The following is a 16,723-nucleotide window of genomic DNA, read 5'->3' as shown; positions in this document are numbered from 1 at the left end:
CTACCCGTTGGTCAGGTGTTCCAGCAGTGCCAGCGAGTGCGCGTTGGAGGCGGCGACGATCGCACGGGCGGCCCCGGCCTCGCGCCGGGCCAGCGCGTCGACCAGCTCGGTGTGCCCGGCCCACAGCCGCCCGCGCAGGTCGGGCAGGCCCAGGAGGTGCTGCACGGCGCAGACCCAGGACTGGACGCGCAGGCGGTGCAGGAAATCGCCGAGGTAGGGGTTGCCGAACAGGGCGCTCAGCTCGCGCCAGAACCGCAGGTCGTAGCCGATCAGGACGGTGAGGTCGCCGGCGGTCGCCGCCCGCTGAGCCTCCTCGCCGCGGCGGCGCACGGTGGCCAGGGCGGCGGCCGTGCGCGGATCCTCCGGCGGCGTCCGGAAGGCGGGGTGGCCGGCGGCGAGGGCCTGGAACATGCCGTCGGTGACCAGGCTGCGGGCCTCGGTCATGGTGCGGTAGTCGGTGACCGAGTACTCCGGTACCCGGAAGCCGCGGTGCTGGTCGGCCTCCAGGATGCCCTGCGCGGACAGGTCGACCAGCGCCTCGCGGACGGGGGTGGCGGAGACGCCGTACTGGTCGGCTATCTCCTTGACGGTGAACGCCCGGCCCGGACGCAGCCGGCCCGCCAGCACCTCGTCGCGCAGCGCGTCCGCGAGCTGCTGGCGCAGGGTGCTGCGCGTCACGGTGCCGTTGCCGGGCATGATCCGTGCCTCTCTTCACACGTCCGGGTGACGTACTCGTACGGACCCGCGAGCCGTGCGGGTCCCTCTTGCTTACGAGCACGTCACCTTACGCGTTCGGACGGGCCCCGCGGCAGCCGCGGTTCGGTCACCTCCCGTCACCCTCCGCGAGGGCCGTCACACGGTGTACTCGTCCGCCACGGACAGCGCGGCGTCGAGCGCGGCCAGGCCCTCCTTCAGCTCGGCCTCGGTGACGTTGCACGGCGGGACGACGTGCGTGCGGTTCATGTTCACGAAGGGCCACACGCCGTGCTTCTTCGCGGCCGCGGCGAACGCGGCCATGGGTGCGTTGGCCTCGCCGACCGCGTTGTACGGCACCAGCGGCTCGCGGGTCTCCCGGTTCCGCACCAGGTCCAGCGCCCAGAACATGCCGACACCGCGCACGTCGCCGACGCTCGGGTGCCGCTCGGCCAGCTCGGCGAGGCCGGGGCCGACCACGCGCTCGCCGAGGCGCCGGGCGTTCTCGACGACACCCTCCTCGGCCATCACCTGGAGGGTGGCGACGGCGGCGGCGCAGGCCAGCGGGTGACCGGAGTACGTCAGACCGCCCGGGTACGGGCGCTTGCCGAAGGTCTCCGCGATCGTCCCGGAGATCGCGACCCCGCCGAGCGGGACGTAACCCGAGTTCACGCCCTTGGCGAAGGTCATCAGGTCGGGGACCACGCCGGACAGGTCGGCCGCGAACCACTCGCCGGTCCGGCCGAAGCCCGCCATCACCTCGTCCAGGACGAAGACGATGCCGTACTTGTCGCACAGCTCACGCACGCCCGCCAGGTAGCCGGGCGGCGGGACCATGATCCCGGCGGTGCCCGGGACGGTCTCCAGGACGATCGCGGCGATCGTCGCCGGGCCCTCGAAGGCGATCGTCGTCTCCAGGTGCTCCAGCGCGCGGGCGCACTCCTGCTCCTCGGTCTCGGCGTAGAAGCGGGAGCGGTAGAGGAACGGGGCCCAGAAGCGGACGACACCGGCGGTGCCGCCGTCGGAGGCCCAGCGGCGGGGGTCGCCGGTGAGGTTGATCGCCTGCTGGGTGCCGCCGTGGTACGAGCGGTAGGCCGTGAGCACCTTCGGGCGGCCCGTGTGCAGACGGGCCATGCGCACGGCGTGCTCGACGGCGTCCGCGCCGCCGTTGGTGAAGAAGATCTTGTCCAGGTCGCCGGGGGTCCGCTCGGCGATCAGCCGGGCGGCCTCAGAGCGGGCCTCGACCGCGAACGCGGGCGCGAAGGTCGTCATCTTCGCGGCCTGCTCCTGGATCGCCGCGACGACCTTGGGGTGCTGGTAGCCGATGTTGGTGTAGACGAGCCCGCTGGTGAAGTCCAGGTACCGCGTGCCGTCGTAGTCCCAGAAGTAAGACCCCTCGGCGCCGGCGACGGCGAGCGGGTCGATGAGGTCCTGGGCGGACCAGGAGTGGAACACGTGCGCACGGTCCGCGGCCTTCACTGCGGCGCCGGCTTCGGGGCTGGGCTGAGGGGTCATGCCCGCGAGGGTAAATGTCCGCGATGCGGAAGCGACATCGGCGTCTTGTTCCCTGGACGGGGGGAATCCGCGACAGGTTGTCGACGGGGAGCGGCCGGCGGGTGCGGCCGGCGGAGGCCGGGGGACTCGCCTGGCCTGTTATGGAACCGTAGACAGCGGTCCCGGGGTGGCGGTCGTACCAGCGCACTATTCTCGGTCGCCGGGGAATCATCGGGGGGAGGCGGCGCGGGATGGAGAAGCTGGGACCGGGGGATCCGGGGGTCCCTCCGGCCGAAGGCCGGGGGAAGATCGGGGCCTACCGGCTGCTCGCGCGGCTCGGCGCGGGCGGCATGGGGCACGTGTACCTGGCCCGGTCGGACCGCGGCCGGACCGTCGCCGTGAAGCTCGTCCGCGAGGAACTGGCCGCGCAGGAGGAGTTCCGGGCGCGCTTCCGGCAGGAGGTGCAGGCCGCGAGGCGGGTCGGCGGGTACTGGACCGCGCCCGTGCTGGACGCGGACACCGAGGCCGCGGTGCCCTGGGTCGCGACCGGGTACGTGGCCGGGCCGAGCCTCCAGCAGGTCGTCGGGCACGATCACGGGGCGCTGCCCGAGCGGTCGGTGCGGATCCTGGCGGCAGGGCTCGCCCAGGCCCTCCAGGACATCCACGCGGCCGGGATCGTGCACCGGGACCTCAAGCCGTCGAACGTGCTGGTGACCATCGACGGGCCGCGCGTGATCGACTTCGGGATCGCGCGGGCGCTGGAGACGGCGACCGGCGGCGCGGAAGGGCTCACCCGGACCGGATCGCTCGTCGGGTCGCCCGGCTTCATGGCGCCCGAGCAGGTGCGGGGAGACCGGATCACACCGGCGTGCGACGTGTTCTGCCTCGGGTCGGTGCTCGCGTTCGCGGCGACCGGGGCGTTGCCGTTCGGGGCCGCCGGCAGCGGGGCGCACGCGCTGATGTTCCGCATCGCGCAGGAGGAGCCCGATCTGACGGGGGTTCCGGAGGGGATCGCCGACCTGGTGCGGGACTGCCTGCGGAAGGACCCCGGGGCACGCCCCTCGCTGGACGCGATCCTGGAGCGGACCGGGGTGGAGGACACCGTGGTCGCCGGGCGGTCCCGGGACCCGTGGCTGCCCGGTTCGCTGGTGGCGCAGCTGGGACGGCACGCGGTGCGGCTGCTGGAGGTGGAGAACCCCGAGCGGGCACCGTCCGGCGGTGCGGGCGCCGCCGCGAGCACCGGTCTCGGTGCCGGTGCCGGTGCCGGTGCCGGTGCGGGCGCGGCTGCGGCGGCGGGTGCGGGTGCGTCCGGGGAGGGCTTCCCGCCGGCGCCGCCTGTGCCGCCTGTGCCGCCGGTCTCGCCGGGTGCGGCCGGTGGCGCGGCGGCGGTCGCCTCCGGAGGCGACGCGAACGGTGTGCCGTCGGTGCCGTCGGTGCCGTCGGGTGGTGCCGGGTCCGCGGCCGGGGCGTCCCCCGAGCACGCCGCCGTTTCCGACGGGGACGCCACGGGAGGCGATCAGCCGCCCACCCTCGTGTCCGCCCAGCCGCCGGTGCCCAGCGTGCCGCCGACGCCCGCCGGGTTCGGGGCCGGGCCGGGAGCACCGTACGGGACACCGCACCCCCCCGGGTTCGGGTCCGGGCCGGGAGCCCCCTACGGGGCACCGCACCCCCAGCAGCATCCGCAGCCTGCCTACGGGCACGTCCCTCAGCGGCATCCGCACCTCCAGCCGCAACCGCAGCCGCCCGGCGCCTACGGGTATCCGCAGCACTCCGGTGGCGGCGGCTGGGGCGCGGGAGCACAGCCGTACCACCCCTATGCCGGCGGCGGGCTCGGGTCCACGCCGCCGTACGGGCCACCGGGCACCGGGATGCCGGCGGAGCCGGAACGGCGCGGCCGGTCCACCGCGCTGCTCGTCGTCGTCGCCCTGATCGTGGCGCTGGGCGCGGGCGGCTCCGTGTACGCGCTCATGAAGAACGGCACCGGCACGGACGACAAGGGCGGCGGCGCGGGCCGCCCGGCGCCCACCGCCGCCTCCGGGCCGCCGTCCGGCTCCGGCGAGCCCACACCGACCGGCGGCACGCCGTCCCCGTCCGCCTCCGCCACCGGGGTGATACCGGACGCCTATCTGGGCACCTGGCGGACGACCATCGACAACGCCGGCGGGTCCAACTCCCGTGAACTGACCATCCGGCAGGGCGAGGTGGGCGACGACGTCCTGACGCTGGTCGCGGACGGGCCGGCCGAGGGCGGTGGGTCGTACCACTGTGTGTTCGAGGCGAAGCTGGCCGAAGAGCCCGGCGCTGACGGGCCGCTGAGGATCGGGCCGTCCACCGTCACCACCGGCGAGCCCGCCTCCTCCTGCACCCCGGGCGAGGCGACCGAGGTCACCCTGCTGCCGAGCGGACGGCTGCGGCGCGCGAAGGCGGGCGGCGGGGAGAGCCTGACGTACGGGCGGTGACCGCGGTGCACGGCCGGTTCGTGGCGGGGGTGCCCGCAGGGACCGGCTGAGCGCGGAGCGCCGGCGGGCAGCCCGGGCGGGGGCCGGCGGGCGGCTGCCGTGGGCGGGGCGGCGTGCGGGCTAGCGCGGCTCCGGCGGTCGCTGCCGGGGCATGTTCGGGCGGCTTCCGTTGGCCGGGGGCAGCGGGAACCGGGCCGCCGAACCGCCCGCGTCCTGCCGTGGCACCGACGCCACCGCCGTCTGGATGCCCAGCGGTGCCGAACCGGTGCGGAACTCCACCATCCAGTCCGTCGTCTCCGTGCGGACCAGCTCCGTGACGTCCTCCGAGAAGCGCCGCAGCACCGACAGGCACCGCTCGGCCGCCTCGCTCGCCGTACCCTCCGCCGGTCCCAGCACCTCCCGGACGCTCTCCGACGCCCAGTCGAACTGCAACGCCTGCAACCGCCGCTGCACCGCCTGCGCGGTGGCCACGTCCCTTATCCAGCCGGACGTGACCCCGAAGTACCGGTCGATGCCGACACAGGCGACCCCGAGCAGCAGCGCCAGGCAGCCCCAGGGCGCCACCCCGCCGGCCGCCCCGGTGAGGTCCAGCAGGGGCAGTGCCGCCCCGGCCACGGCTCCGGCCGCCGCCCCGACCCGCAGCACGCGCGCCCCGCGCCGCTTCCAGACCCGGTCCCGCAGGTACCAGGAGGCCGTCTCCAGGGCCCGGCGCTCCACCCACCGGTACAGCTCGTCCAGCCGTTCCGCGGGCTCGCCCCAGTCGCCGAGCGGGAAGGCGCGCCCGGTCAGATCGCCCGGCCGCAGCCCGGCCGCACCCTCGCCCCGCCCGTCCTGAGGCGGACCCTCGGGCTGCATCTCCGGCTGACCCACCCGGCACTCCCTAACTGCTCACGACCGGTCACGTTGCGTGACATTCCATGCGAACGCGCGGCCACCTTCCTACCGCCCAACGGGTGGCGGAGAGGGGCCTTTCCCGGCTTTTCCGCCCAGAAGAGGGCCTTGATCAGGTATACGACTGCCGTCGTTCTCACTCGAAAGAGTGGCGGGGCAGTGACCGCGTGGACCACGTAGGCTCATTGACGACGGAGAAATCGTCGGAGACGGCGACGCGGAAGACGGCGAGGAGCTGATCGTGATCCCCGGTGGTGGCCAGCCCAACATGCAGCAGTTGCTCCAGCAGGCGCAGAAGATGCAGCAGGACCTGCAGCGGGCGCAGGAGGAACTGGCGAACACGGAGGTCGACGGGCAGGCTGGCGGCGGTCTGGTGCAGGCCACCGTCACCGGTTCCGGTGAGCTGCGCGCGCTGAGGATCGACCCCAAGGCGGTGGACCCGGAGGACACCGACACGCTCGCCGACCTGATCGTGGCGGCCGTGCAGGCGGCCAACGAGAACGCGCAGGCGCTCCAGCAGCAGAAGCTGGGTCCGCTGGCCCAGGGGCTGGGCGGCGGCAGCGGCATCCCGGGGCTGCCGTTCTGACGCCTCCGCCTTACGGGCGGAGGCGGGAGCCGACTACGGTACGTTCCGAAAGGTCTTCAGGAAGGGCAGTCCGTTGTACGAAGGCGTGGTCCAGGACCTCATCGACGAGTTGGGGCGGTTGCCCGGCGTCGGTCCCAAGAGCGCGCAGCGGATCGCCTTCCACATCCTGCAGGCGGAGCCGACGGACGTGAAGCGGCTCGCGCAGGCCCTCCTGGAGGTGAAGGCGAAGGTCCGCTTCTGCGCGGTCTGCGGCAACGTGGCGCAGGAGGAGCTGTGCGGCATCTGCCGTGACGCGCGCCGCGACCCCGCCGTCATCTGTGTGGTGGAGGAGCCGAAGGACGTCGTGGCGATCGAGCGCACCCGCGAGTTCCGCGGCCGCTATCACGTGCTCGGCGGCGCGATCAGCCCGATCGAGGGCGTGGGACCCGACGACCTGCGTATACGAGAACTTCTCGCGCGGTTGGCCGACGGGACGGTCACGGAACTGATCCTGGCCACGGACCCGAATCTGGAAGGCGAGGCCACGGCGACGTACCTCGCCCGCATGATCAAGCCCATGGGCCTGAAGGTCACCCGCCTGGCCAGCGGCCTCCCGGTGGGTGGCGACCTGGAATACGCGGACGAGGTGACCCTCGGCCGCGCCTTCGAGGGGAGACGACTGCTAGATGTCTGACGCCACGCTGCACGACTCGACGCAGGACCCGGACGATTTCGTGGTCCAGATCGCCGACCAGGTGGAGAGCTTCCTGGTGGCCGTCACGGAGGTGGCGAGGGGAGACGAACCCGGATCGACCGTGCCCTTCCTCCTCCTGGAGGTCTCCCAGCTCCTGCTGGCCGGCGGCCGGCTGGGCGCCCACGAGGACATCGTCCCCGACGACCGCTACGAGCCCGACCCGGGCCCCGAGCCGGACGTGGACGAGCTGCGGGAGAACTTCGCCCGGCTGCTGGAGCCCGTCGACGTGTACTCGGAGGTCTTCGACCCGTACGAGCCGCGCAAGGCCCCGGTGCCGGCCCGCATCTCCGACGACCTCGCGGACATCATCACCGACCTCCGGCACGGCATGGTCCACTACCGCGCCGGCCGCACCACCGAGGCGCTGTGGTGGTGGCAGTTCTCCTACTTCTCCAACTGGGGGCCGACCGCCTCCGCGGTGCTGCGCGCCCTGCAGTCCGTCCTCATCCACGTCCGCCTGAACCAGCCCCTGGAGGAACTGGACGGCCTGGACACCGACCAGGCGGACATCGGGGACGAGACCCTGGAGTTCGAGGCCGGCCGGGTGATGGCGCAGGAGATCGGCGCCCCGCTGGGGATCCGCCGCGGCGAGTAGCGCCGGACCCCGGCCGGTGTGAGCCGGGGCACTTTGCCGCGTGGTCCGCCGCAGGCTGGGCAGGTGCCGGTCGCGGGCGTCCGATGTCTCACCATGCGGGAGCAGGGTGGTGGAATTCGGACGCTCGATAGACTGAGCCGACATAAACGAACCGAGCGAGGAGCGCACGTGGGCCTTGTCGTGCAGAAGTACGGAGGCTCCTCCGTAGCCGATGCCGAGGGCATCAAGCGCGTCGCCAAGCGGATCGTGGAAGCGAAGAAGAACGGCAACCAGGTTGTCGTCGTCGTTTCCGCGATGGGCGACACGACGGACGAGCTGATCGATCTCGCCGAGCAGGTGTCTCCGATGCCGGCCGGCCGGGAGTTCGACATGCTGCTGACCGCCGGAGAGCGTATCTCCATGGCACTGCTGGCGATGGCGATCAAAAACCTGGGCCACGAGGCCCAGTCGTTCACCGGCAGCCAGGCAGGCGTCATCACCGACTCGGTCCACAACAAAGCCCGGATCATCGACGTCACGCCGGGCCGGATCCGGGAGTCCCTGGACCGGGGGAACATCGCGATCGTCGCCGGGTTCCAGGGCGTGAGCCAGGACAAGAAGGACATCACCACGCTGGGCCGCGGTGGGTCCGACACGACGGCCGTGGCCCTCGCCGCCGCCCTCGACGCCGAGGTCTGCGAGATCTACACCGACGTCGACGGCGTGTTCACCGCCGACCCGCGTGTGGTGAAGAAGGCGAAGAAGATCGACTGGATCTCCTTCGAGGACATGCTGGAGCTGGCGGCCTCCGGCTCCAAGGTGCTGCTCCACCGCTGTGTGGAGTACGCCCGCCGCTACAACATCCCGATCCACGTCCGGTCCAGCTTCAGCGGACTCCAGGGCACGTGGGTCAGCAGTGAGCCGATTGGGGACCAGAAGGTGGAGCAGGCCATCATCTCCGGTGTCGCGCACGACACCTCCGAGGCCAAGATCACGGTCGTCGGCGTGCCGGACAAGCCGGGTGAGGCCGCCGCGATCTTCCGGACCATCGCCGATGCCGAGATCAACATCGACATGGTCGTGCAGAACGTGTCCGCCGCCTCCACGGGCCTGACGGACATCTCCTTCACGCTGCCGAAGACCGAGGGCCGCAAGGCCATCGACGCGCTGGAGCGGAACAAGCCGGGCATCGGCTTCGACTCCCTGCGCTACGACGACCAGATCGGCAAGATCTCGCTGGTCGGTGCCGGTATGAAGACCAACCCGGGAGTCACGGCCGCCTTCTTCGAGGCGCTGAGCGACGCGGGTGTGAACATCGAGCTGATCTCGACCTCCGAGATCCGGATCTCGGTCGTGACCCGCAAGGACGACGTCTCGGAGGCCGTGCGCGCCGTGCACACCGCCTTCGGGCTCGACTCCGACACCGACGAGGCCGTCGTCTACGGAGGCACGGGCCGCTGATGGCACTGACCGGCAAGCCGACGCTCGCGGTCGTGGGAGCGACCGGGGCCGTCGGCACGGTCATGCTCCAGATCCTGTCCCAGCGGGCGGACATCTGGGGTGAGATCCGTCTGATCGCCTCTCCCCGCTCGGCCGGCCGCAAGCTGGCCGTGCGCGGGGAGGAGGTCGAGGTGGTGGCCCTCACGGAGGACGCCTTCGCCGGGGTCGACATCGCGCTGTTCGACGTCCCGGACGAGGTCGCCGCCGAGTGGGCGCCGGTCGCCGCCGCGTGCGGCGCGGTCGTCGTCGACCACTCCGGTGCCTTCCGGCTCGACGCGGACGTGCCGCTCGTCGTGCCCGAGGTCAATCCGCACACGGTCCGGTCCCGCCCGCGCGGGATCGTCGCCAGCCCCGACTGCACCACCCTGACGATGATCGTCGCCCTGGGCGCGCTGCACGCCGAGTTCGGCCTGCGCGAGCTGGTGGTGTCGTCGTACCAGGCGGTGAGCGGCGCCGGGCAGGCCGGTGTGGAGACGCTCAGGGCCCAGCTGTCGCTGGTGGCCGGGACCGAGCTGGGGACCAAGCCGGGGGACGTGCGCCGGGCCGTCGGGGACGACACCGGCCCGTTCCCGGAGCCGGTCGCGCTCAACGTCGTGCCGTGGGCGGGGTCGCTCCGGGAGGACGGCTGGTCGTCGCAGGAGATGAAGGTCCGCGACGAGTCGCGGAAGATCCTCGGCCTGCCGAAGCTGCCGGTCGCCGTGACCTGTGTGCAGGTGCCGGTGGTCACCACGCACTCGCTGACCGTCCACGCCCGCTTCCAGCGCGAGGTCGGCGTCGACGGCGCCCGCGAGATCCTCGCCACCGCGCCGGGCGTGGTGCTCTGCGACGACCCGGCCGCCGGCGAGTTCCCCACCCCGGCCGACGTGGTGGGCACCGATCCGACCTGGGTCGGCCGGCTGCGGCGGGCGCTGGACGACCCGACCGCGCTCGAGTTCTTCGTGTGCGGCGACAACCTGCGCAAGGGTGCCGCGCTGAACTGCGTGCAGATCGCCGAGCTGATCGCGGCGGAGACTGCGGAGCCGCCCGGCCGCACGTGAGGGGCTTTGTAGGATCCGTGTAAGAAGTGTGGCCGGGAGCATGGTCCAAACCACTTGAACCGTCCCTCTTGGCAGCAGAGGATTTCACTCCCCGCCTTCCGCAACCGTACGGAGGGCGGGGAGCGTCTTTGCGGTCACCCTTGCGGGACCTGGGGACGTGATGATCCTGGCGTGGGGACGCCGTGATCGGGGCGTGGGGACGCCCGTTCAAATGGGACATAAGGGAAGAGCGGGTCACATGTCGACACTTGAGGCACCGTCGGTCGTCGCACATGTGACGTCCGGCACGTACAACCCCCGAGGGGGGAGACGTGTCCAACTGGCGTGGCAGAGGTACTCGAACTCAGTGTGGCCCGCGGCGGTCCGGCACTGCGGCCCCGCGCAGGGCTCCGGCCCCGCACGGCCGGCGGCATGCCGGTGATCGCGCCCATGCCCGCAGCGCGGCCCGCCCGCATACCCAGTCAGCGTGACGGCGCCGAGGAGCCCGCGGGCGCCGTGGCGACCGAGGCCGTCGGGACCACCGTCGACCACCTCACCGAGACCTACCGGGCGCACTACCGCTCGCTGCTCGGTCTCGCCGCGCTCCTCCTCGACGACACCGCCTCCTGCGAGGACGTCGTCCAGGAAGCCTTCATCCGCGTCCACTCCGCCCGCAAGCGCGTCCGTGACCCCGAGAAGACCCTCGCCTACCTGCGGCAGACGGTCGTCAACCTCTCCCGCTCCACGCTGCGTCGGCGCATCCTCGGCCTGAAGCTGCTCTCCAAGCCGATGCCCGACATGGCGAGCGCGGAGGAGGGCGCCTACGACCAGCTGGAGCGCCGGGACCTCATCAAGGCGATGAAGGGCCTGCAGCGCCGCCAGCGCGAGGTGCTCGTGCTGCGCTACTTCGCCGACATGACGGAGGCTCAGGTCGCCGAGACGCTCGGCGTGTCGCTGGGTTCGGTGAAGGCGTACGGCTCGCGGGGCATCGCCGCGCTGCGGGTGGCCATGGAGCAGACGGTATGAGCGGCAACGCCGAAGGGGGCGACACCCATGGCGGTCACTCCCCTGAGCGCCACTCCCGTGAACGCCACGAGTCCCGTGCCCGGCACGAGCCGACGGGGCGTCACGGCCACGAGCACACGCAATCGCACGCTGGGAACGGAACAGTGAACCACGGCCCCGACGACAAGGGCCCCAAGAGGCTCGGCCCGGACATCGACAGGCCCGACAGGCCCGACAGGCCCGACCGGCCCGACGGGTCAGGCGGGCTCGACGGGTTCGGTGCGGACGAGCCGGATCTGCGCATCCTGCTGCACGCGGCGGTCGACGGCATCGAACCGCGCTCCGGCACCCTGGAGCACCTGCGCCGGGCCGTTCCCGCGCGCCGCGCCCGCAAGCGGCAGGCGGCGGTCGGCGTGGCCGCGGCGGCCCTGTTCATCGGCACCGCGGTCCCCGCCCTCGTCCACGTCTCCAGCTCCGGCGGCAGCGACCCCAACACCGCCATGGCCGGCCAGATCTCCCAGGCCCAGGGCGGCACCGGTCAGAGCAGGGGCGAGGACACCGCCGAGGGCGGCCGGCCCGAGACCGGGGGAGCGACGGTCGCGCCCGGCAGGCAGCCCGGCAAGCCCGACGAGAAGAACGACACGGGCGGCCACGGTGGCACCGCCCCCGGCAGCGCCGGCCCCTCCGCCAGCGTGAGCGCGGGAGTCCCGCCGTGTACGCCGACCGAGCTGGGCTCCGCCGCCGGCAGCGCCGACGCCCCCGACTCCGCGGGCGTGGTCTACGGCAGCTTCCGCGTCAGCAACGTCTCCAAGGCGCCCTGCGCGGTCGGCGGCCGCGGCAGCGTCACGGCCGCGGCCCAGGGCGCGGCCGACCCGTCCAAGGTCAGCGCCGTCCGGCACGTGGCCGGGGACGCGGCGGCCTCCCTGCCCGACCCGTCCCTGGAGGTCCCCACGCTGGTGCTGCAGCCCGGCGCGGCGTACGAGGAGAAGTTCGCCTTCGTGCCCTCGGAGACCTGTCCCACCACCGGCGGCGGCGACAGCACGGGTGGCCCCGACACGGGCGACCCCACCCCGGACCCCTCGCCGACCCAGGAGGCCGGCGACTCCGGCGGCGCGAACGACACCACCGGCGCGGCGGGCACCACCACCCAGCTGGCCACCGAGGACGGCACGGCCGACGGCAGCGTCGCGGTCACCCACACGGCGCAGGGCGGCGGCCCGTCGGCGACGGCGGTGGTCCCCGGGGCCTGCGCGGGCACGGTCTACTACACCGGGGTGCTGGCGGGTTCGTAGCGCTCCCGCGCGGGTCACGGCCGGCCGGTACGGCTCCCGGTGCGGATCAGCCGCTCGGGACCGGAGTCCGGTCCGGGTCCTCCGGCAGCAGGCCGAGGGCGGCGTCCCGCTGGAACTCCACCTCGCGGCGCAGCAACCGGAACCACATGAACACCACGAACCCCGCGAACACGAACCACTCGCCGGTGTACCCGAGGTTCTGGAACGCCTTCAGGTCCAGCCCCGTGCCGCTCGGCGCGCTCGCGGGCACGGCCTTCATCCCGGCGTCGGCCTTGTCCAGCGTCACCCACGCGTCGTACAGCCGGTAGGGCACCAGGTTGACCAGTGACGCCGGGCTGATCGCCGCCGTCTGTCCGGCGGGCAGGCCGCCCTGGGCGCTGACCCCGTTGTCCCCCGGGGTCTCGGACGCCTGCAGCGCGCCGGTGACGGTGACCTCACCGGCGGGCGGGGCGGGCGCCCTCGCGGCGTCGGCCGTCCCCGGCAGCCACCCGCGCACCACGGGCAGCGCCTTGCCGGAGTCGGTGCGCAGCAGGGTGAGGACGTAGAAGCCGCGCCTGTCGTCCAGCTCCCGGCCGGGCACCAGCAGCTGCTCGCCGTACCGCCCGCCGACGGTGACCCGCCGTCCCGCCGTGCTCTTGTCGACGGGCAGCATGCCGCGCAGCGGGCTGGCGGCCTCGTCCCGGACGGACGCGGCCTGCTCGGTCGCGGCGCGATGGTCCTGCACACGGCCCTCGAACCGGCTCAGCTGCCATGACCCCATGAAGACGCAGAACGGGATGGCGAGCAGCACGAAGACGTTGATGCCCCACCAGCGGGGTGTCAGCAGAAAGCGGTACACGCCCTCCACGGTACGGCGCCCGCCCCGGCGGCCCGGCCGCGGGTCGGGCGTCGCGTCACCGGCGACGCGGACGGGAACGCTCTCGTCCCGCACGTCCCGGTCGTCCTCGCGCCGGCCGTCGGGAACGGACACGGGGGCGGCGGAAACGGTCATGATCCGGAAGTTGTCCACAGGCTGCGCACAGCGGCGGCCCACCTGTCGCCGCGACCAGGCAGTATGGGCGCATGACTGGGGCCATGAGTGACAGCAGGACGCCGGGGACACCGGACATGCCGGACTGGGAGAAGCGCTTCCGGGCGCCGCGGGTGTCGCTGCCCGACTGGGCGGAGGACGCGCCGGACCACTGCCTGTTCGTCTCGAACGCGACGGGGACGTACGAGCTGTACGCCTGGGACCGGGCGACGGGCGAGCAGCGGCAGGCGACGGACCGGCCGAACGGCACGACGGACGGCGTGCTGTCCCCGGACGGCGCCTGGATCTGGTGGTTCGACGACAAGGACGGTGACGAGTTCGGGATCTGGCGCCGCCAGCCCTTCGCGGGCGGGGCGGCCGTGCCGGCCGTGCCCGGTCTCGAAGCGTCCTATCCGGCCGGTCTCGCCCTGTCCCGCGACGGCCGCACGGCGGTCGTCGGCCGCTCCACGGACGAGGACGGCACGACCGTCCACCTGGCGCGTGCGGGCGCCGACCCGGTGGAGATCTACCGGCACCGCGAGTCGGCGGGCGTCGGCGACCTCTCGCACGACGGCTCCCTGATCGCCCTGGAACACACCGAGCACGGCGACGCCATGCACGCCGCCCTGCGCGTGCTCCGCCGGGACGGCACGACGGTCGCCGAGCTGGACGACACCAAGGGCGGCACCGAGGAGCTGGGCCTGGAGGTGCTGGGCTTCGCCCCGGTCGACGGCGACACCCGCCTGCTGATCGGCCACCAGCGCCGGGGCCGCTGGGAGCCGCTGGTGTGGGACGTGGCGACCGGTGCGGAGCAGGACCTGGCCCTGGACCTGCCGGGTGACGTCAGCGCCGAATGGTGCCCGGACGGTTCGGCACTGCTCATCGCCCACAGCTTCGAGGCCCGCAGCGAGCTGTTCCGGTACGGCCTGGCGGCCGGTGAGCTGACCCGTGTCCCCACCCCGCCGGGCACGGTCTCCGGCGCGACGGCCCGTCCCGACGGCAGCGTGGAGTACCTGTGGTCGTCGGCCGCCGAGCCCCCGGTGGTGCGCTCCACGACCGGCGCGGTCGTGCTGGACCCTCCGGGCCTGGCGTGCCCGCCCTCGGTGCCGGTGGAGGACGTCTGGGTGGAGGGCCCCGGCGGGCGCATCCACGCGCTGATCCAGAAGCCGGCGGGTGCCACGGGCCCCCTGCCCACCGTCTTCGACCTGCACGGCGGCCCGACCTGGCACGACAGCGACTCCTTCGCGGCGGGCCCGTCCGCCTGGGTCGACCACGGCTACGCGGTGGTCCGTGTCAACTACCGCGGCTCCACCGGGTACGGCCGCGCCTGGACCGACGCCCTCAAGCACCGGGTCGGCCTGATCGAACTGGAGGACGTGGCCGCGGTCCGCGACTGGGCGGTCTCCAGCGGGCTCGCCGACCCCGCCCGCATGATCCTCACCGGCGCCTCCTGGGGCGGGTACCTCACACTGCTGGGCATCGGCACCCAGCCGGACGCCTGGGCGCTGGGCATCGCGGTGGTCCCGGTCGCGGACTACGTCACCGCCTACCACGACGAGATGGAGGCGCTGAAGGCCATGGACCGCACCCTGCTGGGCGGTACCCCGGAGGAGGTCCCGGAGCGCTTCGAGGCGTCCTCCCCGCTGACGTACGTCGACCGGGTCACCGCTCCGGTCTACATCTCGGCGGGTGTCAACGACCCGCGCTGCCCGATCCGCCAGATCGACAACTACGTCAAGCGGCTGGAGGCCCGGGACGCGGTCCACGAGGTGTACCGGTACGACGCGGGGCACGGCTCACTGGTGGTCGAGGAGCGGATCAAGCAGGTGCGGCTGGAACTGGACTTCGCGGAGCGGCACCTGGCCCCGTAGCGCACCGCCGGCGCCCCGCCGGCGCCCGGGGGGCGGGGCGGGGTCACCGCAGCTCCGCGAGCCCCCTGCGGGTGGCGGCGACGACGACCCTGTCGCCCTTCGCCAGCAGGTGGTCGGCGGGGGTGTCCGTGCGGCCCTCCAGTGCCAGGACCCGCCAGGCGCCGGCCCGGAACGCCTCCCCCACGGTCCGTCCCTCCAGCTCGGGGTGCCGGTCCACGTCGACCGCGGCGAACAGCAGCACCCGGCGCTCCACGGCGATCGCACCCAGGACCTGCCGTCCCAGCATCGCCCCGGCGAACGCGGGGGCGGCCAGGTGGGTGACGCTGCGGCTCCGGGTCAGCGCGTGCGGGTAGGCGGCCCGGAGGGTGCGGTAGACGGCGGTGGCGAAGTCGTCGTCGTACAGCCGCAGCACCACCCGCAGATCGGGCCGCACGGTCCGCGCGTACAGCACGGCCTCCAGGTTGGTGGTGTCCGCGCTGGTCACCGCGAGCAGGGTGTGGGCCCGGTGGATCTGGGCGGCCTCCAGGACGCCTTCCTGGGTGACGTCCCCGAGCACCACCGGCACCCGCAGCCGGCGGGCGGTGGCGAGCCCCCGGGCCTCCGGGTCGGACTCGACGCACACCACGGGGACGTCCAGCTCCCGCAGCCGGGTCAGCACGCGGGTGCCGATCTTGCCGAGGCCGAGCAGCACCACGTGTCCGTTCAGACCGCGGGGCGGCCGGCGCAGGCCGGAGGCGGTGCGGAAGGTGCCGAGCGCCTCCAGGGCGGCGGCCAGCAGCACCGGCAGGAGCAGCAACCCGACGAGCGCGGAGAGCAGTTGCAGCAGCTGCCGGCCCAGGGACGCCCCGAGGGCCGGGTCGTCGATCGCGAACAGGTCGAGGAGGGTGACGTAGAAGGCGCGCAGCGGATGGATGCCGGTCACCAGCCACAGGGCGACGGCCAGGCCGACCACACAGCCGACCAGTCCGGCCAGGGACCAGCGCAGCCGCCGGGAGAAGAGCGAGGCGAGCGGCATGACGCCGGTCATCCGGCGGCTGGGCGCGGCGGAGCCGGTACCGGCCGCGGCGGACACCTGCTCCAGGACCACCGCGTGCCGGCCGGCGGCCTGCCGTACCTCCTCGTCGTCGGGGAGCAGCCGCGGCTGCTGTTCCCCGCCGCCGTCCGGATCGCCGCCGGACAGCAGGGCGAGCGTGCACAGCCCGCCGGTGCCGGGGCCGTTGGCGGACAGCGGCCGTTCCACGGCCCGCAGCAGCAGGCTCTCGGTCTGGACGACCTTGCTGGTGCCGGCGACGGCGGTGGCGGCCAGCGCGGGCGCGGCGGTGTCGGCGTCGGACAGCACGGTGGTGGAGGTCTCGGCGCCGGTGCCCGGGCCGCCGTCCTCGTCCCCGGCGGCCAGCGCCGCTGCCTGGTCGAGGAGTTCCTCGATGTGCTGGCCCAGCCGCCGGTTGTAGAGCCGCAGGACGAGTCGCAGCCGGGGGTTGAGCCGGCGGGCGGTCAGCGCCGCCCGGATGTTGGTCTCGTCGTCGTCGTACACGAGGGCGAGCGCGGTGGCCTGTGCCACCCCGGCCTCGGCGAGTACCGCGTCGGTCGGCTCACCGGC

At 73.5% G+C, this 16,723-nt stretch carries 14 protein-coding genes; 9 read left to right on the top strand and 5 right to left on the bottom strand.

What is annotated here, in order from left to right; translation table 11 throughout:
* Together GT045_RS24875 and GT045_RS24870 are read right to left on the bottom strand one after the other, a co-directional pair.
* Positions 1 to 696 (bottom strand): GntR family transcriptional regulator, encoded by a 696-nt coding sequence (locus GT045_RS24875; RefSeq protein WP_161294182.1) that lies wholly within the window; start codon positions 694 to 696, stop codon positions 1 to 3.
* A 156-nt stretch (positions 697 to 852) separates the two neighbouring features.
* Positions 853 to 2,208: an aspartate aminotransferase family protein gene (locus GT045_RS24870; RefSeq protein WP_161294180.1), complete on the bottom strand. Its 1,356-nt coding sequence runs from the start codon at positions 2,206 to 2,208 to the stop codon at positions 853 to 855.
* A 230-nt stretch (positions 2,209 to 2,438) separates the two neighbouring features.
* On the opposite strand from GT045_RS24870, the gene GT045_RS24865 reads away from it, so the two are divergent.
* A complete protein-coding gene (locus tag GT045_RS24865) occupies positions 2,439 to 4,646 on the top strand; it encodes a serine/threonine-protein kinase (RefSeq protein WP_161335512.1) in 2,208 nt (735 codons plus the stop codon).
* A gap of 120 nt (positions 4,647 to 4,766) precedes the next feature.
* Here GT045_RS24865 and GT045_RS24860 read toward each other — a convergent pair whose 3' ends face one another.
* The gene (locus GT045_RS24860; RefSeq protein WP_161335510.1) at positions 4,767 to 5,516 is read right to left on the bottom strand and encodes an SLATT domain-containing protein; all 750 of its coding nucleotides are present in this window, start codon (positions 5,514 to 5,516) and stop codon (positions 4,767 to 4,769) included.
* 262 nt (positions 5,517 to 5,778) lie between these two features.
* Here GT045_RS24860 and GT045_RS24855 point away from each other — a divergent pair, with 262 nt between their 5' ends.
* From GT045_RS24855 to GT045_RS24825, 7 genes are all read left to right on the top strand, one after another.
* Positions 5,779 to 6,123, top strand: coding sequence for a YbaB/EbfC family nucleoid-associated protein (locus tag GT045_RS24855; protein ID WP_161297261.1), 345 nt, complete (start codon positions 5,779 to 5,781; stop codon positions 6,121 to 6,123).
* A gap of 73 nt (positions 6,124 to 6,196) precedes the next feature.
* Positions 6,197 to 6,796: a recombination mediator RecR gene (gene recR, locus GT045_RS24850; protein ID WP_161297263.1), complete on the top strand. Its 600-nt coding sequence runs from the start codon at positions 6,197 to 6,199 to the stop codon at positions 6,794 to 6,796.
* Complete coding sequence (locus tag GT045_RS24845; protein ID WP_161297265.1) at positions 6,789 to 7,451, top strand: DUF5063 domain-containing protein; 663 nt, start codon at positions 6,789 to 6,791, stop codon at positions 7,449 to 7,451. Before recR ends, GT045_RS24845 begins: the two co-directional genes overlap by 8 nt.
* Positions 7,452 to 7,619: 168 nt before the next feature.
* A complete protein-coding gene (locus tag GT045_RS24840) occupies positions 7,620 to 8,891 on the top strand; it encodes an aspartate kinase (RefSeq protein WP_161297267.1) in 1,272 nt (423 codons plus the stop codon).
* Positions 8,891 to 9,967, top strand: a complete 1,077-nt coding sequence (locus tag GT045_RS24835) for an aspartate-semialdehyde dehydrogenase (protein WP_202528967.1) — start codon at positions 8,891 to 8,893, stop codon at positions 9,965 to 9,967. The genes GT045_RS24840 and GT045_RS24835 overlap by 1 nt, the downstream gene beginning before the upstream one ends.
* 324 nt (positions 9,968 to 10,291) lie before the next feature.
* Positions 10,292 to 10,972 carry a SigE family RNA polymerase sigma factor gene (locus tag GT045_RS24830; protein WP_161297269.1) on the top strand — a complete coding sequence of 227 codons (681 nt, stop codon included), beginning with the start codon at positions 10,292 to 10,294 and terminating at the stop codon, positions 10,970 to 10,972.
* A gap of 143 nt (positions 10,973 to 11,115) precedes the next feature.
* A complete protein-coding gene (locus GT045_RS24825; RefSeq protein WP_202528959.1) occupies positions 11,116 to 12,243 on the top strand; it encodes a hypothetical protein in 1,128 nt (375 codons plus the stop codon).
* 46 nt (positions 12,244 to 12,289) lie between these two features.
* Here the strand turns inward: GT045_RS24825 and GT045_RS24820 are convergent, their stop codons facing one another.
* Positions 12,290 to 13,081 (bottom strand): SURF1 family protein, encoded by a 792-nt coding sequence (locus tag GT045_RS24820; RefSeq protein ID WP_345942742.1) that lies wholly within the window; start codon positions 13,079 to 13,081, stop codon positions 12,290 to 12,292.
* Between the two features lie 236 nt (positions 13,082 to 13,317).
* Between GT045_RS24820 and GT045_RS24815 the strand changes: the two genes are divergently transcribed.
* On the top strand, positions 13,318 to 15,123 hold the full coding sequence (locus GT045_RS24815; RefSeq protein WP_161335508.1) for a prolyl oligopeptidase family serine peptidase: 1,806 nt from the start codon (positions 13,318 to 13,320) through the stop codon (positions 15,121 to 15,123).
* A 43-nt stretch (positions 15,124 to 15,166) separates the two neighbouring features.
* On the opposite strand, the gene GT045_RS24810 is transcribed toward GT045_RS24815, so the two are convergent.
* The coding region (locus GT045_RS24810) for an NAD-binding protein (protein WP_161335507.1) at positions 15,167 to 16,723 on the bottom strand (1,557 nt) is incomplete at its 5' end.

The organism is Streptomyces sp. SID486, from assembly GCF_009865385.1.
Classification (GTDB): domain Bacteria; phylum Actinomycetota; class Actinomycetes; order Streptomycetales; family Streptomycetaceae; genus Streptomyces.
Note: the sequence above shows the minus strand (reverse complement) of the source record. Positions and strands in the feature narration are given on the sequence as shown.

Excerpts from the sequence above, each read along its gene's own strand:
- GT045_RS24815 (WP_161335508.1), top strand. The coding sequence starts at position 13,318 with ATGAGTGACAGCAGGACGCCGGGGACACCGGACATGCCGGACTGGGAG.
- GT045_RS24845 (WP_161297265.1), top strand. The coding sequence starts at position 6,789 with ATGTCTGACGCCACGCTGCACGACTCGACGCAGGACCCGGACGATTTC.
- GT045_RS24865 (WP_161335512.1), top strand. The coding sequence starts at position 2,439 with ATGGAGAAGCTGGGACCGGGGGATCCGGGGGTCCCTCCGGCCGAAGGC.
- GT045_RS24835 (WP_202528967.1), top strand. The coding sequence starts at position 8,891 with ATGGCACTGACCGGCAAGCCGACGCTCGCGGTCGTGGGAGCGACCGGG.
- GT045_RS24875 (WP_161294182.1), bottom strand. The coding sequence starts at position 696 with ATGCCCGGCAACGGCACCGTGACGCGCAGCACCCTGCGCCAGCAGCTC.
- GT045_RS24870 (WP_161294180.1), bottom strand. The coding sequence starts at position 2,208 with ATGACCCCTCAGCCCAGCCCCGAAGCCGGCGCCGCAGTGAAGGCCGCG.